The organism is Puerhibacterium puerhi, from assembly GCF_009846865.1.
Taxonomy (GTDB): Bacteria; Actinomycetota; Actinomycetes; order Actinomycetales; family Cellulomonadaceae; genus Puerhibacterium; species Puerhibacterium puerhi.
Window position 1 is genome coordinate 173,694 of sequence record NZ_WUWN01000001.1, and the last position, 21,254, is coordinate 194,947.

17 protein-coding genes are annotated in these 21,254 nt (G+C 74.2%); 4 read left to right on the plus strand and 13 right to left on the minus strand.

What is annotated here, in order from left to right; translation table 11 throughout:
• Positions 1–23: 23 nt before the first annotated feature.
• From arfA (GSF02_RS00860) to GSF02_RS00880, 5 genes are all read right to left on the minus strand, one after another.
• Positions 24–1,535 (minus strand): arabinosylfuranosidase ArfA, encoded by a 1,512-nt coding sequence (gene arfA / locus GSF02_RS00860; protein WP_159791780.1) that lies wholly within the window; start codon positions 1,533–1,535, stop codon positions 24–26.
• A 120-nt stretch (positions 1,536–1,655) separates the two neighbouring features.
• Positions 1,656–3,005: an ABC transporter substrate-binding protein gene (locus GSF02_RS00865; protein WP_159791782.1), complete on the minus strand. Its 1,350-nt coding sequence runs from the start codon at positions 3,003–3,005 to the stop codon at positions 1,656–1,658.
• Between the two features lie 69 nt (positions 3,006–3,074).
• Positions 3,075–3,974 carry a carbohydrate ABC transporter permease gene (locus tag GSF02_RS00870; protein ID WP_159791784.1) on the minus strand — a complete coding sequence of 300 codons (900 nt, stop codon included), beginning with the start codon at positions 3,972–3,974 and terminating at the stop codon, positions 3,075–3,077.
• Entirely contained in the window at positions 3,971–4,966 is a 996-nt protein-coding gene (locus GSF02_RS00875) for a carbohydrate ABC transporter permease (RefSeq protein ID WP_159791786.1), read from the minus strand. Before GSF02_RS00875 ends, GSF02_RS00870 begins: the two co-directional genes overlap by 4 nt.
• Before the next feature lie 161 nt (positions 4,967–5,127).
• Positions 5,128–6,132 (minus strand): LacI family DNA-binding transcriptional regulator, encoded by a 1,005-nt coding sequence (locus GSF02_RS00880; protein ID WP_159791788.1) that lies wholly within the window; start codon positions 6,130–6,132, stop codon positions 5,128–5,130.
• A gap of 71 nt (positions 6,133–6,203) precedes the next feature.
• Between GSF02_RS00880 and arfA (GSF02_RS00885) the strand changes: the two genes are divergently transcribed.
• Positions 6,204–7,736 carry an arabinosylfuranosidase ArfA gene (gene arfA / locus GSF02_RS00885; RefSeq protein WP_159791790.1) on the plus strand — a complete coding sequence of 511 codons (1,533 nt, stop codon included), beginning with the start codon at positions 6,204–6,206 and terminating at the stop codon, positions 7,734–7,736.
• A gap of 253 nt (positions 7,737–7,989) precedes the next feature.
• On the opposite strand, the gene GSF02_RS00890 is transcribed toward arfA (GSF02_RS00885), so the two are convergent.
• The 7 genes from GSF02_RS00890 to GSF02_RS00920 all read right to left on the minus strand — a co-directional run bounded on the left by GSF02_RS00890 (position 7,990) and on the right by GSF02_RS00920 (position 16,024).
• Entirely contained in the window at positions 7,990–9,297 is a 1,308-nt protein-coding gene (locus GSF02_RS00890; protein ID WP_159791792.1) for an FAD-binding protein, read from the minus strand.
• A gap of 5 nt (positions 9,298–9,302) precedes the next feature.
• Positions 9,303–10,811 (minus strand): L-arabinose isomerase, encoded by a 1,509-nt coding sequence (araA, locus tag GSF02_RS00895; protein ID WP_159791794.1) that lies wholly within the window; start codon positions 10,809–10,811, stop codon positions 9,303–9,305.
• A 52-nt stretch (positions 10,812–10,863) separates the two neighbouring features.
• A complete protein-coding gene (locus GSF02_RS00900) occupies positions 10,864–11,571 on the minus strand; it encodes an L-ribulose-5-phosphate 4-epimerase (protein WP_159791796.1) in 708 nt (235 codons plus the stop codon).
• 38 nt (positions 11,572–11,609) lie between these two features.
• Positions 11,610–13,217 (minus strand): xylulokinase, encoded by a 1,608-nt coding sequence (locus GSF02_RS00905; RefSeq protein ID WP_159791798.1) that lies wholly within the window; start codon positions 13,215–13,217, stop codon positions 11,610–11,612.
• A gap of 134 nt (positions 13,218–13,351) precedes the next feature.
• Positions 13,352–14,440 (minus strand): LacI family DNA-binding transcriptional regulator, encoded by a 1,089-nt coding sequence (locus GSF02_RS00910; RefSeq protein ID WP_235915277.1) that lies wholly within the window; start codon positions 14,438–14,440, stop codon positions 13,352–13,354.
• A complete protein-coding gene (gene proC / locus GSF02_RS00915; protein WP_268892816.1) occupies positions 14,437–15,312 on the minus strand; it encodes a pyrroline-5-carboxylate reductase in 876 nt (291 codons plus the stop codon). Before proC ends, GSF02_RS00910 begins: the two co-directional genes overlap by 4 nt.
• A 73-nt stretch (positions 15,313–15,385) precedes the next feature.
• Positions 15,386–16,024: a hypothetical protein gene (locus GSF02_RS00920; protein ID WP_159791800.1), complete on the minus strand. Its 639-nt coding sequence runs from the start codon at positions 16,022–16,024 to the stop codon at positions 15,386–15,388.
• A gap of 92 nt (positions 16,025–16,116) precedes the next feature.
• Between GSF02_RS00920 and radA the strand changes: the two genes are divergently transcribed.
• Both radA and disA read left to right on the plus strand, forming a co-directional pair.
• Positions 16,117–17,541 carry a DNA repair protein RadA gene (gene radA, locus GSF02_RS00925; RefSeq protein ID WP_159791802.1) on the plus strand — a complete coding sequence of 475 codons (1,425 nt, stop codon included), beginning with the start codon at positions 16,117–16,119 and terminating at the stop codon, positions 17,539–17,541.
• A 129-nt stretch (positions 17,542–17,670) separates the two neighbouring features.
• Positions 17,671–18,753: a DNA integrity scanning diadenylate cyclase DisA gene (gene disA, locus GSF02_RS00930; RefSeq protein ID WP_159791804.1), complete on the plus strand. Its 1,083-nt coding sequence runs from the start codon at positions 17,671–17,673 to the stop codon at positions 18,751–18,753.
• Positions 18,754–18,842: 89 nt separating this feature from the next.
• On the opposite strand, the gene GSF02_RS00935 is transcribed toward disA, so the two are convergent.
• Positions 18,843–19,736: a hypothetical protein gene (locus GSF02_RS00935; protein WP_159791806.1), complete on the minus strand. Its 894-nt coding sequence runs from the start codon at positions 19,734–19,736 to the stop codon at positions 18,843–18,845.
• 531 nt (positions 19,737–20,267) lie between these two features.
• On the opposite strand from GSF02_RS00935, the gene GSF02_RS00940 reads away from it, so the two are divergent.
• Positions 20,268–21,251: an HhH-GPD family protein gene (locus tag GSF02_RS00940; protein ID WP_159791808.1), complete on the plus strand. Its 984-nt coding sequence runs from the start codon at positions 20,268–20,270 to the stop codon at positions 21,249–21,251.
• The last annotated feature ends 3 nt before the right edge of the window (positions 21,252–21,254 follow it).

Genomic DNA, 21,254 nt, shown 5'->3' on the forward strand with positions numbered 1-21,254 from the left:
ATATCGGCCGGCCACCGCCCAGGTCAGGCGCGCGCCAGGCGCACCACGCTCCACGACACCGGCGGGAGCTGGGCGACGGCGCGCCCGTCGACCACCGTGGCCGAGGCGTTCGGCCGCGGCGCCACCGAGGCGTCGTCGTCGGCGGTGGCCGCCCAGGTGTGGTCGGGGTTGGCGAGCGTCAGCGCCTCGACCACCCGCAGCCCGGGGAATCCGCGCAGGTCGACGTCCAGCGCGACGGGGTCGGTCGTCGAGCGGTTGACGGCCAGCAGCGTCACGTCGCCGGTCTCGGCATCGTGGGTGGCGACGGCGTCGACGGCGCTCACCTCGCCGAACTTCGCCGTCTCGTGCACCGGCGCGTCCACGGCGACGCGCAGCACCTCGCCGCGCGCGTGGCGGGCGGTGAGCGCGAACGGGTGGAAGATCGTCTGCTTCCACACGCGACCGCCGGGCTCGGTCATGATCGGGGCGATCACGTTGACCAGCTGCGCCAGCGAGGCGGCGTGCACCCGGTCGGTGTGCCGCAGCAGGCTGATGAGCAGCGAGCCGACGACGACCGCGTCGGCCACGTTGTAGCGGTCCTCGAGCAGGACCGGGGCCACGGGCCAGTCGTCGCCCGACGGCGGGCGGGACTCGGCGCGCTTCTGGTACCAGACGTTCCACTCGTCGAACGAGATGTTGATCCGCTTGGAGTGCTTGCCTGCGGCGCGCACGGCGTCGGCGGTGGCCGCGACCGACTCGACGAAGTGGTCCATGTCCACTGCCGAGGCGAGGAAGGAGGCGAGGTCGCCGTCCTCCTCCCAGTAGTAGGCGTGGGCCGAGACGTGGTCGACGTGCTCGTATGCCTCGGTGAGCACGACGTGCTCCCACTCCCCGAACGTCGGCATCTGCGAGCCGGACGACCCGCAGACCACCAGCTCCACCCCGGGGTCGACCATCCGCATCGCCCGCGCCGTCTCGGTGGCCAGGCGCCCATACTCGTGCGCGGTCTTGTGGCCGATCTGCCACGGGCCGTCCATCTCGTTGCCCAGGCACCACATCTTCACGCGGTACGGGTCCTCGGCCCCGTTCTTGCGCCGTTCGTCCGACCAGCGGGTGCCGCCCGGGACGTTGCAGTACTCCAGCAGGTCCAGGGCCTCCTGCACGCCGCGGGTGCCGAGGTTGACCGCCATCATCGGCTCCACGCCGGCCCGGGCGCACCAGCGCACGAACTCGTCGACGCCCACGAGGTTCGGCTCGGTGGAGTGCCAGGCGAGGTCGAGGCGGCGGGGCCGCTCGCCGACGGGCCCGATGCCGTCCTCCCAGCGGTAGCCGGAGACGAAGTTGCCGCCCGGGTAGCGCACGGTGGTGACGCCGAGCTCGCGCACGAGGTCGAGGACGTCGCCGCGGAAGCCGTCCTCGTCGGCGGTGGGGTGGCCGGGGTCGTGGATGCCGGTGTAGACGCAGCGGCCGAGGTGCTCGACGAACGAGCCGAAGGTGCGCGGGCGCACGGGGCCGACGACGAACGCCGGGTCGACGGTGACGGAGGCAGAGAGCATGACAGACGGCTCCAGATCAGGACGAAGGGCCAGGGCGGAGGTCAGGACGAGGGGTCAGGCCGGCCAGGTGACGAGCGAGGACGGCCGGGCCCGGGCGGGACGCCCGGGCCCGGCCGCGGTTCACTGTCCGAGCTCGTTCTCGAGGTCGGACTGGGCCTGGGCGAGCGCGTCCTTCACGGGCGTGCCCGACTCGAAGATGTCGTTCAGCGTCTCCGTGGTGAACAGGTTGTTCACCGACGGCGCGTTCGGGCTCGTGGCCGAGACCAGCAGGCCGATGGAGTCGCTCACCGCGTTGAGGCTGTCGAACGGGTTGGTCGTGAAGTACTGGACGTACTCGTTCTCCGGGTCGTGGGTGATCGCCTCGTCCTGCCACATGGAGGTGTTCATCGGGTCGAAACCGAGCGTCCGCCAGATCTCCTCGTTGCCGTCCTTGGACAGCTTGGCATAGGCGATGAACTCCGCGGCGAGCTCCTTGTGCTCGCCGACCGACGGCACGGCCGTGCCGGTGCCGCCGCCGCCCACCGTCTTGACCTCGGCGCCCTCGACCACGGGGGCCGGGGCGATCGCGATCTTGCCCTTGAGGTCGGGCATGTACGCCGTGAACCGGGACATGAACCACTCGGGCATGATCATCGCGGCGAAGTCGCCCTTGTTGATCGCGCCGTACGCCTCCTCGGTGTCGGGCTGCCCGCCCGGCGGCACGGCGACCGCGCCGGAGTCCTGGAGGTCCTTGAGGATCTCGAAGGCCTGCACGACCTCCGGGCTGTCGACCGTCACGTTGCCGTCGGCGTCGAGGTAGTCGCCGCCGAGCTGGCCGAGCAGGAGGTTGGCCTGCCACTGCGCGGAGGTGTCGGCAGTGCCGAAGGCCTTGCCGGTGGCGTCGTGGTACTTCACCCCGGCCTCCTTGAAGTCGTCCCAGGTCTGGATCGTGGTGTAGTCGATCCCGGCGCCCTCGAGCAGCTCGGTGTTGTAGAAGGCGAGGGTGGTGCCGACGTGGAAGTCGAAGCCGTAGGTCTTGCCCTCCTTCGAGTACAGGTCGAGGCGGGCCTCGACCAGGTCGTCCCGGTAGGGCTCGGCGTAGCTCGTGAGGTCCTCGAGCGCCGGCGTGCCCTTGGTGAAGTTCGGGAACTTGCCGAGCTCGATGTCCACCAGGTCCGGCACACCCTCGCCCGACGTGAGAGCGAGCTGGAGCTTGTTGTGCATGTCGTCGTACGGCATGACGTTGACGTCGAGCTTGACCTGCTCGTCGGGGTGCTGCTCGTTCCAGTGGGCGGCCATGGTCTCGTAGAACTTGCCGTGCAGCTCCACGAACGTCCACAGCGTCAGCGTCGTGGCGTCCTCGCCGGCCTTCTGGTCGACGGTGGACGAGTACTCGTCCGAGGGCTGGTTGGACGCCGGCTGGGCGCACGCGCCCACCAGGGCGGTGGCCGCCACGACGGCGAGCGCCGCCAGCGGTCGCAAGACCTTCATGGTGATCTCCTTCGATCGGTGCCGTGGCCACGTCCGCGTGGTCCACGTGCGGGGATGGGGGTGGGCAGGTCAGCCCTTGACCGCTCCGGCCGTCATGCCCTGGATGAAGAACCGCTGGAACGCGAGGAACAGCAGGAGGATCGGGATCAGGGAGAAGAACGCCCCCACGATCAGCAGCGAGTAGTTGTTGCCGTAGGGCGTGAGCAGGGTGTTCAGGCCGATCGGCAGCGTGTACTTCTCCGGGGAGCGCAGCACCAGCAGGGGCCACAGGAAGTTGTTCCACGTGGCCATGCCGTTGAGGATCGCCATCGCGGCCATCGCCGGCTTCATCAGGGGCAGGACGAGGCGGAAGAAGATGCCGTACTCGGTGACACCGTCGACGCGGCCGGCCTCGAGGATCTCCGTCGGGATGCCGAGCAGGTACTGGCGGAAGAAGAAGATGGTGGTGGCCTGCGCGAGGAACGGCAGGATCACCGCGGCGTAGCTGTCCTCCAGGCCCATGGCGTTCGTCTGCACGTAGAGCGGCAGCATCAACATCTCGAACGGCACGGTCATGATGACCAGGACGCAGATGAACAGCGGGGTCTTGAAGCGGAACTCGTACATCACGAACCCGTACGCGACGAACGCGCTCACCAGCAGGGTGCCGACCACCTGCACCACCGTCACGATGACGGAGTTCGCGAACCAGCCGAAGTACGGCCCCGAGTCCGTGAAGAGCATCGCGTAGTTGTCGAGGTTCGCGTCGGCCGGGTTCAGGCCGAGGTTGAGGCCGTACCGGATCAGCAGGCTGCCGTCCTGGAACGTGCCGATGAACATCGCCCAGAACGGGACGAGGGCCAGGAGGGCGACGACGACGAAGGCGAGCCCCATGAGGACCGACCGCGAGCGGTCGCCCCGCTTCGGCGCCCGGGTGGGCGCGGACGCGACGACGCGCGGGCTACGAGTCTTGACGGCGGTGGTGCTCATCGGGTTGCCCCCTTGCGGAACATGCCGTTGAAGGCGAGCTGGGTGATGTTGATGGCAAGGATCACCAGGAGCAGCACGACGCCGACGGCCGAGGCGTACCCGAGGTCGTTCTTCTCGATGCCCTGCCGGTACAGGTAGCCGACGATCGTCAGGCCGATGTTCTGCGGGGAGTTGTTGCCGCCGTAGAGCATGAAGCTCTCGAGGAACATGGCCATGCCGCCGTACACGGAGATCGTCAGGACGTAGATGATCGTCGGCCGCATCTGCGGCAGCGTCACGTAGCGGAAGGTCTGCCAGCGCGAGGCGCCGTCGAGCTCGGCGGCCTCGTAGTACTCCGCGGGGATCGACTGCAGGCCGGCCAGGAAGTACATCATGTTGACGCCGGTCCACCGCCACATCGCGACGAGCAGCAGCGCGAGCAGGCCCGTGAGGTCGTTCTTGAGCCACTTCTCCGGCTCGAGCCCGAACGCGCCGATGACCTGGTTGAACAGCGCCGTCTCGCTCTCGGAGAACATGAGCCGGAAGACGATACCGGCCACCACCACCGACGTGAGGGCCGGCACGAACATCGCGGACTTGAAGAACGCCTTGATCTTGGGCGAGCCGATCCGCGAGTTCACCCAGACCGCCAGCACCAGCGGGATCGGGATCAGCAGCACCAGCGTCAGCAGGGTGTACCGCAGCGAGTTGCCCATGGCGAGCCAGAAGAGGCGATCGCCGACGAGCCGCTCGAAGTTGTCCAGCCCGACGTTCTCCGTGACGCCCGGGAGGATGTGCTGCGTGCTCATGAGGAACGAGCGGCCGAGCGGGAACGCCCAGAAGATGCCGAACGTCAGGATGAACGGCAGCACGAAGACGTAGGGCGCGGCCTTGCGCGAGTAGAGCAGGTTCTTCGCCGGCGAGCCGCCGGCCGCCGGCCGGCGTCCCACCCGTCTCCTGCGCACCACGGGCGCCGCGCGGACGGTTGCCGGGGTGGCGACATCGTTGACCATCGGACTCCTCCTCGAGTCGGGAGCCACCCCTGTACATCGTTGTAGGGCGACCCGTCGGAGGATTTCTACATCGTTGCAGAGCGCCACGGCAAGAGGCGGTCGACGTCGAGACCGAAACGTGACCTGGATCTCAGCCCGGGCGCACGACGAGCGCCCCGCGGTCAGCGCGCGGTCGACTCCCGGGCCACGACCTCGAAGTCGGCGACGACCCGCCGCGGCGCCACCTCGGACCCGGCGATCCGCTCCACGAGCAGGTCCACGGCGGTCTGCGCGATCTGCTCGCGGCCGGGCGCGACCGAGCTCAGCGGTGGCTCGGCGTACCGCGCGTCGTCCACGTCGTCGAACCCGACGACGGCCACCTGGCCGGGCACCGCGATGCGCCGGGCGTGCAGCACGTGCAGCGCGCCCAGCGCCAGCGCGTCGTTCATCGCGAACACGCCGTCGAACTCGACCCGGGCGTCCAGCAGCCGGTTCATCGCCTCGGCGCCGGTGGACCGGTGCCACTGGCCCGCCTCCCCCTGGAGCGCCGGGTCGAACGGCAGCCCGGCGTCCTCGAGCGCGGCCCGGTAACCCTCGAGGCGCAGCGCGGCCGATCCCATCCGCTCGCCCGGGTGCACGCCGACGACGGCGATGCGCCGGCACCCGCGCGCGACCAGGTGCGCCGTGGCGGCGCGGGCACCGTCGACGTTGGCCATCGTCACGTGGTCCACCGGGCCGCCGAAGATCCGCTCGCCGAGCAGCACCATCGGGTAGTCGACGTCGAGGACGGCGGTCTCCTCGGGCTCCAGGGCCAGCGGCGAGAAGAGCAAGCCGTCGGTGAGTCGGCGCCGCTCGCTGCGCAGCACCTCGAGCTCACGCTCGCGAACGGCCCCGGTCTGCTCGATGAGGACCACGAGGCCGCGCCGCTCCGCCGCGCGCATGACCGAGTCGGCCAGCTCGGCGAAGTACGGCAGCACGAGCTCGGGGAGGGCGAGGCCGATGATGCCGGTGCGCCCCTGGCGCAGGCTGCGGGCGGAGAGGTTGACCTGGTAGCCCAGCTCGTCGATGGCGCGCTGCACGCGGTCCCGGGTTCCCGGCCGGATGTGCGGGTAGCCGTTGACCACGTTGGAGACCGTCTTGATCGAGACGCCGGCCTTGCTCGCCACGTCGCGCATCGTGACCGCCATGGGACTCCTCCTCGAGTGGGACGGCAGGCTATTCTACAACGTTGTAACGTCCATCACAGCAAGGGACCGCCATGACCGACAACGACGTCCGCGTCACCCTCCACCCCGCGTTCCGCAAGGGACCGGTCGACCGCCGGCTGTTCGGCTCGTTCGTCGAGCACCTCGGCCGCGCCGTCTACACCGGCATCTTCGAGCCGGACCACCCTACGGCCGACGCGCACGGATTCCGGCGCGACGTCGCCGACCTCACGCGCGAGCTGGGGGTGACGACCGTCCGCTACCCGGGCGGGAACTTCGTCTCCAACTACGTGTGGGAGGACGGCGTCGGGCCGGTCGCCGACCGCAAGCCGTTCCTCGACCTGGCCTGGCGCACCGTCGAGCCGAACCTCGTGGGCACCGACGAGTTCCTCCAGTGGGCCGAGCGCGAGGGCATCGAGCCGATGATGGCCGTCAATCTCGGCACCCGCGGCGTCGCCGCTGCCGCGGCGCTCGTGGAGTACTGCAACGGCGAGGCCGGCACCCGCTGGGCCGACCTGCGCATCGCCAACGGCCGCGAGAAGCCCTACGGCGTGCGGCTGTGGTGCCTGGGCAACGAGATGGACGGCCCGTGGCAGATCGGCCACAAGGACGCCCACGAGTACGGCAAGCTGGCCGCCGAGGCCGGCAAGGCGATGAAGCTCGTCGACCCGTCGATCGAGCTGGTCGTGTGCGGGTCGTCGTCGATGCAGATGCCGACGTTCGGCGAGTGGGAGCGGACCGTCCTGTCGTACACCTACGACCTCGTGGACCACGTCTCGATGCACGCGTACTACGAGGAGCTCGACGGCGACCGCGGGTCGTTCCTCGCGTCCGGCACCGCGATGGACCGGTTCGTCGACCGGGTCGTGGCGTCGGCCGACGCCGTCGGGGCGCAGCGCCGCTCGGACAAGAAGATCACCATCAGCTTCGACGAGTGGAACGTCTGGTACCTCGAGTCGCGGTTCCCCGGCGAGCAGAACCTGCCGATCCAGCGCGACGCCCCGCGCATCATCGAGGATGTCTACTCGGGCCTCGACGCCGTGGTCGTCGGCGACCTGCTCGTCACCCTGCTCAACCACGCCGACCGCGTCCCGGTCGCGTGCCTGGCCCAGCTGGTCAACGTCATCGCGCCGATCATGACCGAGCCGGGCGGCGAGGCGTGGCGCCAGCCCACCTTCCACCCGTTCGCCACGACGGCGCGCCTGGCGCGCGGCGAGGCGCTCGACCTGCGCGTGGCGACGCCGTCGTACACCACGGCCAGGCACGGCGAGGTGCCCGTGGTGACCGCTGCCGGCACGGTGGCCGACGACGGCGCCGCGGCGCTGTTCCTCACCAACCGCTCGTCGGAGCCGGTCGAGGTGGCGATCGACCACCTCGGCTCGGTGCTCACCGTGGCCGAGGGCTGGCGGATGCTCGCCGACCACGAGCCCGCCGTCGTGGGGCCGGAGCACGCCGCCCGGGTCGCCGAGAAGTCCTGGGGCGCGGTCGACGTCGCGACGGCGGTGCGGCGCGAGGGCAGCACGACCACCGTGCGGCTCGAGCCGGAGTCGTGGACGGCGCTGGCGGGCACGCTGGCCCAGGCCTGACCCCGCTTCCCCCTTCGTGGGTACAGGACACGCCGTGCGGATCGCGATCCGCACGGCGTGTCCTGTACCCACAGCCACGAGGGTGGCGCGCCTGCTCAGCCGGCGACCGGCATCCCGCGCGTCCACGGTCGGCTGAGCCGCCCCCGCAGCACGACGCCGTCGCTCGGTCACCCACCCCAGACGTGTCAGGGCCTCGGTGCGGTCTCCCGCACCGAGGCCCTGACGACCCGGGAGAGCGACAGGGACGCCCCGGTCAGCGCACCCCGTGCCGCTCGAGGAACGCGTTGACGAACCGGCGCCGCGGGTCGAGCCGCTCGGCGAGCTCGCGCAGGCGGCCGATGTGCGGGTACAGGTCCGCCGCCGGCAGGTCGGGGGTGAAGACCTTGCCCCAGTGCGGGCGGGCACCCAGCGGCAGCAGGGCCGCCTCGACGGCGGGCAGCGCGCGCCCGACCGCCTCGGCGTCCTTGACCCACGTGAAGTGGAACCCGACGAACCAGTCCGCAGAGCCGCCGTCGGCCAGGGCGCGCGACGTGGGGCTGGCCCACGCGTCGTCCGCGGCCACGGTGCGCAGCTCGCCCACCTGCAGCAGCGGCGTCACGACGTCGGTCAGGCCGCGCAGGGCCCTGACGGCGTCGGCCAGCCGGTCGCCCGGCAGGAGGTACTCCGACTGGATCTCCTCCCCCGCGCTCGGCGTGTGGTCGGCGCGGAAGTGCGGCAGGCGGTCGTGCCACGGGCCGGGCACGCCGCCCTGCTCGTTGGCGGCCTCGGCCGGCAGCCCCAGGATCGGGTGCCGACGCTCGGCGACGGGCGTGCCGCCGACGGCGGCGAGCACCTCGCGCGCCGCCGCCAGCTCGTCCGCGGAGACCGCCTTGACGAACACCTGCTGCGGCCCGTCGCCGGCCCAGTCGGTGAACACGCTCACCGAGTAGGCGCTGCCGAGCAGGCCGGTGGGGTCGTCGCCGATCGCGTCCCAGCGCACGCCGTCGAACACCTGCTGGCGCACCTCGAACGTCGGCACGACGTCGAGCGTCACGTCGAGCACGACGCCGAGCGCGCCGAGGTGCACCGCGGCGCCCGCGGCCTCCTCGCGCCCGAGCTCGACGACGTCGCCCTCGCCGGTCAGGATGCGCAGCCCGGCCACCTGCGTGGCGAGGCTGCCGGTCCGCGTGCCCGACCCGTGCGTGCCGGTCGCCACCGCGCCCGCCACGGAGATGTGCGGCAGCGACGCGAGGTTGCGCAGCGCCCAGCCCTGGGCGTGCAGCGCCTCGGCGAGCGCCGCGTGGCGCACGCCGGCCGAGCACGTGACCGTGCGGGCGTCGGCGTCCACGGTGATCGACGTCGGCAGCGCGGTGACGTCGACCAGCACGCCGTCGGTGTCGGCGACGGGGCTGAACGAGTGCCGCGAGCCCACGACGTGCGCGCGCTCGGCACCCAGCACCGCCTGGCGCAGCTCCTCGAGCGTGCGCGGGCGCACCAGCTCGCGCGCCGAGTAGGTCAGGCTGCGCGACCAGTTCTCCCCCGGCGCGATGCCGGGCGTCGTGCCCTCCGTCGTGGCGCCCATGGCGGTCACAGCCCCTCGGCGAGCTTGAAGTAGACCTGGTTCCAGCGCACCTGGTCGGCGAACCCGCGGCGCGTGGTGTGCTCGTCGATGACCAGCAGCTCGGTGCGGGCGATGTTGGCGAACACCTCGAACGCCTCGATGCCGGCCGCCGTGGACATCACGGTGTGGTGCGCGCCGCCGGCCGTGAGCCACGCCTCGGCCGAGGTGGCGAAGTCGGGGCGCGGCTGCCACACGGCGCGGGCGACCGGCAGCTTCGGCAGCTCCTGCGCAGGGGCCACGACGTCGACGACGTTGGCGGTGAGGCGGAAGCGGTCGCGCATGTCGGCCAGCGACACGACCACGGCCTCGCCCGGGTCGGTGTCGAACACCATGCGGACCGGGTCCTCCTTGCCGCCGATGCCCAGCGGGTGGATCTCGATGCGCGGCGTCGAGGTGGTCAGGGTCGGGCACACCTCGAGCATGTGCGCGCCGAGGATGACCTCCTTGCCCGGCGTCAGGTCGTAGGTGTAGTCCTCCATGAGGGAGGCGCCGCCCGGCAGCCCCTCGCCCATGACCTTGGCGGCCCGGACCAGCACCGCGGTCTTCCAGTCGCCCTCGGCGCCGAAGCCGTAGCCCTTCTCCATGAGGCGCTGCACGGCCAGGCCGGGCAGCTGGCGCAGGGCGCCGAGGTCCTCGAAGTTCGTGGTGAAGGCCTTGGCGCCGCGCTCGACCAGGAAGGCCTCCATCGCGGCCTCCTGACGGGCCGCGTAGCGTAGCGAGTCGTGGCGCTCGCCGCCCTTGCGCAGCTCGGGCACGACGTCGTAGCGCTCCTCGTACTCCGCCACCAGCGCGTCCACGGTGGCCTCGTCGACCGCGTCGACAGCCGCGACCAGCTCGTTGACGCCCCAGGTGTTGACCGACACGCCGAAGCGCAGCTCGGCCTCGGTCTTGTCGCCCTCGGTGACGGCCACGTTGCGCATGTTGTCGCCGAAGCGCACCAGCGTGAGCTCGTGCGTGGCGGCCCAGCCGGCGGCGCCGCGCACCCAGGTGCCCACGCGCTTCGTCACGGCCGGGTTGGACACGTGGCCCACCACGGTGGTGCGCGCGACGCCCAGGCGCGTGGCGATGTACGCGTACTCGCGGTCGCCGTGCGCGGCCTGGTTGAGGTTCATGAAGTCCATGTCGATCTCCGACCACGGGAGCTCGACGTTGGCCTGGGTGTGCAGGTGCAGCAGCGGCTTGCGCAGCTCGTTCAGGCCGGTGATCCACATCTTCGCCGGGCTGAAGGTGTGCATCCAGGTGATGACGCCGAGCACCTTGTCGTCGCTGTTGGCGTCGAGCATCGCACGGCGGATGGCCGCCGAGTCCTTGAGGACCGGCTTCCACACGACCGTGACGGGCACGTCGTCGGAGGCGTCGAGCGCGCGGGCGACCTCCTGCGACTGCTCGGCGACCTGGGCCAGCACGTCCTCGCCGTAGAGGTCCTGGCTGCCGGTGAAGAACCAGACCTCGCGGTCGGCGTAGGGCTTGGTCATCGTCGTCCTTCCTGAGGGGGTGCCTGGGTGGTGGTGTCGGGGACCGGCCGCGTCAGTGCTGGCCGTAGACGTTCTGATAGCGGTCGTAGAGGCTGTCGACGTACTGCTGCTCGATCGGCAGCGGCTCGCCCACCTGGCGCGAGACGTGCACGGTGCGGGCGACCTCCTCGAGCAGGACGGCGGCCTTGACGGCGTCCTTCGCGTCCTTGCCGATCGTGAACGGCCCGTGGTTGCGCATGAGCACCGCGCGGCTGCGGTGGCCCGTGAGGGTCTCGACGATGCCGCGGCCGATCGAGTCGTCGCCGATGATCGCGAACGGGCCCACGGGGATCGGCCCGCCGAACTCGTCGGCCATCATCGTCAGCACGCAGGGGATCTCCTCGCCGCGCGCGGCCCACGCCGTGGCGTAGGTGGAGTGCGTGTGCACGACGCCGCCGACGTGGTCCATGTGCTTGTACACGTAGGCGTGCGCGGCGGTGTCCGACGACGGCGCTCGCTCACCCTCGACGAGGTTGCCGTCGAGGTCGCACACGACCATGGAGTCGGCCGTGAGCTCGTCGTAGGAGACGCCGGACGGCTTGATGACCAGCAGGTCGTCGCTGCCGTCGCCGGCGGTCCCGCGCACGCGCTCGGAGACGTTGCCGGCGGTCCACACGACGAGCTCCCAGCGGGGCAGCTCGGCGTGCAGGCGCGCGACGCGCTCCTTGGCCTCGTCGACGGCCGCGCGCAGCGCGGCGGGGACCTCGGTGGGGGTGCTCATCAGGGGTGTCTCTCCTGCGTCCGGTGGTGCGTGAAGGGTCAGAGCGCCTGCGTGGCGGCGCGCTCGACGGCCAGGCCCGCGGCGTACCGCTCGAGGTAGGCCGCGAAGCCCGCCTCGTCGGCAGCGTCGGGCTCGACGACCTCGAGCTCGGCGTCGGCGAAGACGCGCTCGGCGAGGTAGGTGCCGAGGTCCTGGTCGGTGCGGGCGGCGGCGTAGGCCGCGAGCACGGCGATGCCCCAGGCGCCGCCGTCGCCGGCGGTCCGGCCGACGGCGACCGGGGCGCCGGTCGCGGCGGCGAGCAGCCGCTGCGCCACGCCCTCGGTGCGGAACATGCCGCCGTGGGCGAACATCGCGTCGATCGTCACGCCCTCGGCGGCCAGCACCCGCATGCCGAGCGCCAGGGTGCCGAAGACGCCGTAGATCTGCGTGCGGGCGAAGTTGGCGAGCGTCAGGCGGCTGCCCGGGGTGCGCACGACCAGCGGGCGCCCCTCGTCCAGGCCCGTGATCGGCTCGCCGGCCAGGTAGTTGTAGGCGAGCAGGCCGCCGCCGTCGGCGTCGCCCTCCAGGGCGGCGCGGAACAGCGCCCGGAAGACGTCGTCCGGCTCGGTGGGGTTGCCGGTGGCCGCGAGCAGCTCGCCGAGCAGCCCCGCCCAGGCGTCGAGCTCGCTGGCGCCGTTGTTGCAGTGCACCATCGCCACGAGGTCGCCGGCGGGCGTGGTGACGACGTCGAGCTCGTGGTGCACGCGGCGCAGCGGCTTCTCGAGCACCACCATGGCGAAGATGCTCGTGCCGGCGCTGACGTTGCCCGTGCGCGGCGCCACCGAGTTCGTCGCGACCATGCCGGTCCCGGCGTCGCCCTCGGGCGGGCACACCGGCACGCCGGGGCGCAGCGTGCCGGTCGGGTCGAGCAGCGCGGCGCCCTCCTCGCTGAGCGTCCCTGCGTCCTGGCCGGCGACGAGCACGTCGGGCAGCAGGTCGCGCAGGCGCAGGCCGGGGCGGCGCGGGGACACCAGCTCGTCGAACTGGGCGAGCATGCCGGCGTCGTAGTCGTGCGTCGCGGGGTCGATCGGGAACATCCCCGAGGCGTCGCCGACGCCGAGCACCTTGCGGCCGGTCAGGCGCCAGTGCACGTAGCCGGCGAGCGTGGTCAGGAACGCGACCTGCGGCACGTGCTCCTCGTGGTCGAGCACCGCCTGGTAGTAGTGGGCCACCGACCAGCGCAGCGGGACGTTGAACCCGAGCAGCTCGGTCAGCTCCCCGGCGGCGCGCCCGGTGCTCGTGTTGCGCCAGGTGCGGAACGGCACGAGCAGCTCGTCGTCGGCGTCGAACGCCATGTAGCCGTGCATCATCGCCGAGATCCCGAGGCCCGCGAGCGCGCTCGGCCGCACACCGTAGCGCTGCTCGGCGTCGGCCAGCAGCGACGCGACGCTGGCCTGCAGGCCGGACCACACGTCGTCGAGCGAGTACGTCCACACGCCGTCGACCAGGTCGTTCTCCCAGGCGTGGCTGCCCGTGGCGACGGGCACGTGGTCGGGGCCGATGAGGCACGCCTTGATCCGGGTCGAGCCGAGCTCGATCCCCAGGGTCGTGCGGCCCGAGGTGATCGCCGAGCGCACGGCGTCCGTCGCGTCGTCCTGCTGCACCATCGCGAGCTGCTCCGTCCTCGCCCGGCTCCGTCGCGGGCGTCGTTCCTTGCCGGTGCGGCGCCGTCCGGCGCCGCGGTGCGGCACCGCTGCGCGGGGCCGCCGGGCGTGTCGCCCGTCGTCGGGGATGTTAGCGCTCACACGGAGCGGTCCGCCACCGCCGGCCCCGTGCCCGCGCCGCGCGGCGCAGCAGTGCTGGCGCGGACCACCAGCTCCGGGGCGATGACTGCCGCCGGGTCGGGGGCCGGGCGGTCCTCGGGCTCGGCGAGCAGCGCCTGGAGCGCGGCCTGCCCGAGCGCCTGGAACGGCTGGCGGACCGTCGTCAGCGCGGGCACCAGGTACCCGGAGCCCTCGAGGTCGTCGAACCCGACGACGGAGAGGTCGCGCGGGACCACGACGCCGCGCTCCCACAGGGCGCGCAGCATCCCCTGCGCCAGCATGTCGTTGCCCGCGAAGACCGCCGTCGGGCCCTCGCCCGCGGCCACCTCGGCCGCCACGCGCAGGCCGACCTCGTACCCGCGCGCCGCCGTCCAGTCCTCGGCCTCGTACTCGTGCGCCGCGAGCCCCCGGCCGGCCAGCACCTCCCGCCACCCGGCCCGCCGCACCTGGGCGTCGACCCAGCCGGCCGGGCCCGAGACGTGCGCCACCCGGGTGTGGCCGAGGCCCAGCAGGTGCTCCGTCGCGAGTCGCGCCCCGAGCCGCTGGTCGACGTACACGTGCCGCGTCGTCGAGCCCTCGACGTCCTCGATCGCCGCGACGACCACGACCGGCTCGGCCGTGACGAGGTCGTCCACCACGTCCGCGACCTCGGCGATCGGCGCCACCACGACGAGGCCCTCGACCCGCTGGTCGAGCAGGTGCTCCACGGCCGAGCGCGCCGAGGCGGCGTCGTACGAGCCGAGGGAGGAGATGGACACGAAGTACCCGCGCGCCCGCGCCGCCGCCTCGACGGCGACGACGGTGCTCGAGGGCCCGTGGTGGGCGCTGCCCATCGTGAGGATCCCGATGGTGCCCGAGCGGGCCGTCGCCAGCGCCCGCGCGGCGACGTTGGGCCGGTAGCCCAGCTCCGCGATCGCGGCGAGCACCCGCTCGCGCGTGCTGGGCCGCACGCTCGGGTGGTCGTTGAGCACGCGCGAGACGGTCTGGTGGGACACGCCCGCGAGCGCCGCCACGTCCGCCATGGACGGCGGCCGGGGCGCCGCCACCCGGCCCGGGGCGACGCTCATCCGCGCTCCGCGGCCGGCACGGCGGCGGGCGAGGGGGCGGGGGCGCCGGACCGGGCGAGCTCGGCCGCCAGCTCGCGCGAGCGGTCGCGCGCCGCCTCGATCGCGTCGGCGAACGCCGCGCGGACGCCACCGTCGTCGAGCGCCCGCAGCGCGGCGGCGGTGGTGCCGCCCGGCGAGGTGACGCGCTCGCGCAGGAGCACGGGGTGCTCGCCGGTCTGGTCGAGCAGCTGGGCGGCGCCCAGCACGGTCTGCACGGCGAGCCGCCGCGCCAGGTCGCGCTGCAGGCCGACCATCACGCCGGCCTCGGTCATCGCGTCGACGACGTAGAACACGTACGCCGGGCCGCTGCCGGAGACCGCGCCGGCGGCGTCCTGGTCCTTCTCCGCCACGCGCACCACCACGCCGGAGCCGCGCAGCACCGCCTCGACCAGGTCGAGCTGCTCCGGCGTGGCAGCGGCGCCGCCGCTCAGCGCCGCGGCGCCCGCGCCGATCGCCGAGGGCGTGTTCGGCATGACGCGCACGACGGCGGTGCCGGCCGGCAGCCGGTCCTCGAACCACCGGGTGGACAGGCCGGCGGCCACCGAGACGACCACGGCGCCGGGCCGCAGCGCCGGCCCCACGACGGCGGCCAGGGCGGCCATGTCCTTGGGCTTCACGGCGAGCACGACGACGTCGGCGCCCGCGGCCGCCGCGGCGTTGTCGGCGGTCGTCGGCACGCCGAAGCGCTCGGCGAGCTGCTGCGCGCGCTCCGGGCGGCGGGCGGTGGCGGTGAGGTGCTCGGGGGCGACGCCGGAGCGGAGGGCGCCCGCGAGGACCGCCTCCCCCATGGCGCCGGCGCCGAGGATGGCGACGGTGGTAGCGCTGAGGTTCACGCCGCCCACGGTACGCGGCCGGGGGCCCCGCGGCGGCGCCGCGAGGAGCTCCGTCGCCCCCGCCGCGCGGCGGTCACAGCGGGTAGGCCGAGTAGAAGTCCTCGACGACGTCGGCGGGACCCGTGGCGGTGAGGACCACGGTGCCGTTGCGCCAGGTGACGGTGGCGCTGCCGGCCCCGCCGGGCACGACGGCGTAGGTGCCCGTGACCTCGTCGCCGACGGTGACCTCACCCTGCTTCGACGGCTCGCCGGCGTCCGCCAGCCACGCCGCCGCGAAGCCCTCGGCCGCCGGCTCGTCGGCCCACTGGCCCACCTGCAGGGTGACCACGGTCGCGCCGGCGCCCTCGCCGTCGGCGTACGTGACCTCCCACGCCTCGACGACGTCGTCCTGCGCGCCCCAGGTGGTGCTCTCGGCGAGCCCGCGCTGCACGTACTGCAGCACCGTGTCGGGCAGCGCCGCGGTGAGGTCGGTCTGCTCGCCCTCGCGGGCGGCGGGGGAGATCGACGGCGAGGGCGGTGGCGCGGTGACCGTGGCGGTCGGCGCCGGCGCGGGCGGCAGCCCGAAGCCCGGCCACACGAACGCCGTCAGGAGGGCCACCGCCACGACGACGCCGCCGGCCGTGCCGGCGAGCAGCCGGCGGCGGCGCACCGCCGCGACCTGCCCCGCGCTGCGCGCCCGTCCCGCGGCGCCCCGTCCGTGCGGCTGCACCATCGTCCTCCCCTGCGCTCCGCGGTCGTCCTCGCTGCGGGCGGAAGCCTACGGGCCCGGCCCGCCGTGTCGGTGGCCCCGCCTAGCGTGTCGGCGTGACCACCTCGACGTCCGCGCGCGCCTCCCGGGCTGCCGGCAAGGCCGCCAAGCCCGCCTACCGCTGCACCGAGTGCGGGTGGACCACCGCCAAGTGGGTGGGCCGCTGCGGCGAGTGCCAGTCGTGGGGCACCGTGGCGGAGGACGGTCCGGCCGCGGCCGGGCCGCGCACGGTCGCGGTCACGCCCGTGCACTCCGCCGCCCGGCCGATCGCGGAGATCGACGTGGACTCGGCGCGCGCCACCCCCACGGGCGTGGCCGAGCTGGACCGGGTGCTCGGCGGCGGGCTGGTCCCCGGCGCGGTGGTGCTGCTCGCCGGCGAGCCCGGCGTGGGCAAGTCGACGCTGCTGCTGGAGGTCGCCTCGAAGTACGCCGAGGGCACGGGCGACGGCGGCGCGCGCACCGTCCTGTACGTCACCGGCGAGGAGTCGGCCGGGCAGGTGCGCCTGCGGGCCGAGCGCGTCGGCGCGCTGGCGCGCACGCTGCTGCTCGCCGCCGAGACCGACCTGGGCACCGTGCTCGGCCACGTCGAGGCGACCGAGCCGGCCCTGCTGGTCGTCGACTCCGTGCAGACCATCGCCTCCGCCGAGGTGGACGGCGCCCCCGGCGGCGTGAGCCAGGTGCGGGAGGTGGCGGCCGCGCTCATCGCGGAGGCCAAGGCGCGCCAGGTGCCCGTGCTCCTCGTGGGCCACGTGACCAAGGACGGCACGGTGGCCGGCCCGCGCACGCTCGAGCACCTCGTCGACGTCGTGTGCCAGTTCGAGGGCGACCGGCACTCGCGGCTGCGCATGGTGCGCGCGGTGAAGAACCGGTTCGGCCCCACCGACGAGGTCGGCTGCTTCGACCTGTCCGAGTCGGGCATCACGGGGCTGACCGACCCCAGCGGGCTGTTCCTGTCGCACCTCGGCGCCGGCGTGCCGGGCTCGTGCGTCACCGTGACGCTCGAGGGCCGCCGACCGCTCGCGCTGGAGATCCAGTCGCTGGTGGCGCCGTCGCCGCTGGCCAACCCGCGCCGCACCACCAACGGCGTCGACTCCTCCCGGCTGGCGATGATCCTCGCCGTCCTGCACCGGCACGCCTCGCTGCGGCTGGCCGACCAGGACGTCTACCTGTCCACCGTGGGCGGGGCGAAGGTCACCGAGCCCGCGGCCGACCTCGCGGCGGCGCTCGCCATCGTGTCCGCCCGCACGGGCGACGCGCTGCCGGCCGGCACCGTCGCCTTCGGCGAGGTGGGGCTCGCGGGCGACCTGCGGCCGGTGACCGGCCTGGCGCGGCGCCTGTCGGAGGCGGCCCGCCTCGGGTTCACCACCGCCGTCGTGCCGGCCGGCACGGACGCCCGCCCGCCGGCCGGGCTGCGCCTGCTCCAGGCGGGGCACGTCGCCGAGGCCGTCGACCTGGTCGGGCTGGGCCGTCGCGAGCGCTGAGGGCCCGGGCCGAGATCCGGTACCGAGAGCAGGCGCCGCGATCCGGTCCCGAGACGGACGCGGCAACCCCGCGCGACGCGTAGGTAATTCCTCGGCCCGAGCGGGCCCCGACCCCGTAGGATTTGTCTCGTGCCCCCCACTCCCGCCCCCGACGACCTGCTCCGGGAGACCCTGGCTGCAGTCGCCCCCGGGACCGAGCTGCGCGACGGTCTCGAGCGGATCCTGCGCGGCCGCACCGGCGCGCTGATCGTGCTCGGCCTGGACAAGACCGTCGAGGAGATGTGCTCGGGCGGGTTCGTGCTCGACGTCGCCTTCTCGGCCACGCGCCTGCGCGAGCTGAGCAAGATGGACGGCGCCGTCGTCCTCGACCGGGACGCCACGCGCATCCGTCGCGCGGCCGTGCAGCTGCTGCCCGACCCCACGATCGAGACGAGCGAGTCCGGCACGCGCCACCGCACGGCCGAGCGGGTGGCCAAGCAGAGCGGCTTCCCCGTGATCTCCGTGAGCCAGTCGATGCGCATCGTGGCGCTCTACGTGGGCGACCAGCGGCACGTGCTGGAGGACTCCGACACCATCCTCGGGCGCGCCAACCAGGCGCTGGCCACCCTCGAGCGCTACCGCGCCCGCCTCGACGAGGTCTCCGGCACGCTGTCCGCGCTGGAGATCGAGGACCTGGTCACCGTGCGCGACGTGTGCTCGGTGGTGCAGCGCCTCGAGATGGTGCGCCGCATCTCCGAGGAGATCGCCGGCTACGTCATCGAGCTTGGCGTGGACGGCCGCCTGCTGGCCCTGCAGCTCGACGAGCTCATCGGCGGCATCGGCTCGGACAGCGAGTTCGTCATCCGCGACTACGTGGACCTGGAGCGCTCGGGCCGCACCCTCGCCGACGTGCAGGCCGACCTGGCCGTGCTCGACTCCGGCCAGCTGCTCGACCTCGGGCAGATCGGCCGGGTGCTGGAGCTGCCCGGCGCCGGCATCGCGCTCGACGCCGCCGTCGCGCCGCACGGCTACCGCCTGCTGTCCAAGGTGCCCCGCCTGCCCGGTGCCATCATCGACCGCCTCGTGGCCCACTTCGGCGGCCTGCAGAAGCTGCTGGCCGCGAGCGTGGACGACCTGATGACCGTCGACGGCGTCGGCGAGCAGCGGGCTCGCGCCGTGCGCGAGGGCCTGTCCCGGCTGGCCGAGTCCAGCATCCTCGAGCGGTACGTCTGACGGCCGCCTCGCCGCCGCCGGCGGCCTGACCGCCCGCGACCTGGGTCGCCCGCTACCTGAGCTACCCGCGACCTGGCGCCCGCCGGGCGTCAGCCTGCGGCCGGGGCCGTGCCCGCGTCGACCTGCTGCCCCGTCACCGGCGACGGGGCGGCCGCCGCACCCGGGTCGGTGGGCGCCGGCGCCTCGGGCGTCACCGGGGCCGAGGTTGACGCGCCACCCTCGGGGGCAGGGGCCGACGGCGCGGACGAGGGTGCGGACGAGGGTGCGGGCGACGCTGCCGGCTGCCCGACCGTGAGCCGCACCGGCGCGCTGACCGCGCCCTCGACGGACGCCACGGACACCTGCGCGGTGTAGACGCCCGCCGGCACGGCGGGCTGCCCCGTCGTGCACTCCCCCTCGACCGAGCTCTTGCCGGACCAGCGGATCGTCTTGCTGTCCACGTCGCCGGGCCCCAGCAGCAGCTGCCGCTCGCCCGAGGTGCAGTGCGCCGACGTCCACACCACCCGGCCCTCGGCGTCGGTGACCGTGATGCGGCGGTTGACGCCCGAGCCGTCGACGACGCAGGGCCGCCGTCCCGAGTTGGTGATGGTGACGGCGAACACGACCGGCCGACCCTCGTCCACCTGGGGACGGTCGGGCGTGAGCCCGAGCGTGAGGCTGGACGCCGGGCACGGCCGCGACGGTCCGCCGACCTCGGTCGGGTCGGGGGCCGCCACCTTCTGCGCCTCGAGCGGGGGCACCGGGTCCGGCCACGCGTCGCGCGCTGCCTGCACGCCGCGGCCGAGCCCGTAGCCGGCCGTCACGCCGAGGGCGACGAGCGCCGCGAGCACGACGGCGACCAGGACCAGGCGCCGGCGGGCCGCACGGACCGCGGCGGGCCGGCCAGACGCCGACCGGGCGGCGACGCCGCGGGCCGAGTGCGGGCGGGACCGGACGGCCGAGCCGCCGCCGGGCCCGGGAGCCTGGAACCCGTGAGCGCTCACGACGCGCTCGTCGCGCCGCCCGGCCGCGGGCTGCCGCGCGCCGCCACCCGACCGGCCCGACGCGGCACCCGACGCGGCACCCGACGCGGCACCCGCCCGGCTCGCGCTCCCGGACCGCGCCGAGGCACCGCCCGCCGCAGAGCGGCCCGGCTGCGCCGCGCCGCCGCGAGGGGCCCGGGGCTGACCGGACGCGCTCCCCCGCGCGCCGCTGCCCCCGGAGCGGCGGCCGGGGGACGCGCCACGCCCGGCGCCGGAGCGCGGTGACGAGCCCTGCCGCGGGCGGTCGTCGGCGCTTGCCACGGGGTCCTCCGTGCTCGTTCTGCTGCGGTCGGTGCTGCTGGTCGGTGCTGTCGGACACGGCTCGGTGAGCGCCGACGGGGACGCGGCGACCAGCCCGTCGCCCCGGCCCGGCGCCGTCGTCGGCAGGTTAAGACCTGCACAGCGGCCCGCCGCGGAGCCGCGCCGGACACCGCCGGCGTGCGATGGCGCACGAGGGCACGGCGCCGTCCGACCCGCTGGGAGAATGGGACCGTGCCTGCCTCCCCGACCGTCGCGCCGAGCACCGCGCCGCCCCGTCCCGTCGCGGGGCACGCCGACGAGCTGGTCGAGCGCGTCGTGGCGTGGTTCGCCGGCGCGGCGCGCGACCTGCCGTGGCGGCTGCCCGAGCGCACCCCGTGGGGCGTGCTCGTCAGCGAGGTCATGCTCCAGCAGACCCCAGTGGCACGGGTCGAGCCCGCGTGGCGCGCGTGGATGGAGCGCTGGCCCATGCCGGCCGACCTCGCGACCGCACCCACCGCCGACGTGCTGCGCGCCTGGGACCGCCTGGGCTATCCGCGGCGCGCGCTGCGCCTGCAGGAGTGTGCCCGCGCCGTCGTCGAGCGCCACGGCGGCGCGGTGCCCGACGACGACGAGGCGCTGCGGGCGCTGCCCGGCGTCGGGGAGTACACCGCCGCCGCCGTGCTGGCGTTCGCGTTCGGGCGGCGCTCCGTGGTCGTCGACACGAACGTGCGTCGCGTGCTGGCCCGCGCGGTCGGCGGGACGGCGCTGCCCGCGCCGTCCCCCACGGCGGCGGAGCGGGCGCTGGCGGCCGCCGTCGTGCCCGACGACGACGCGGGCGCGGCGCGCTGGGCGGCGGCGTCCATGGAGCTGGGCGCGCTGGTGTGCACGGCGCGGTCCCCGCGCTGCCCGGCGTGCCCCGTGGCGGACCTGTGCGCCTGGCGCGCGGCCGGCAGCCCGCCGGACGCGCACGCCGGCCGGCGCCGTACCCAGGCGTGGCACGGCACCGACCGCCAGTGCCGCGGCCGGATCATGGCGGTGCTGCGCGGCACCGCCGGCTCGGTCGACCGCGAGGCCATGGACGCTGCGCTCGCCAGGCCGGGCGCCGCGGCGGGCGGCGGGACTCGGTCGGCGGCCGCGCCGGACGCGGCCCAGGTGACCCGGTGCCTGGCCGGCCTGGTCGAGGACGGCCTGGTGGAGCAGGACACCGCGGGCGCCTACCACCTCCCGCGGGACTGATGC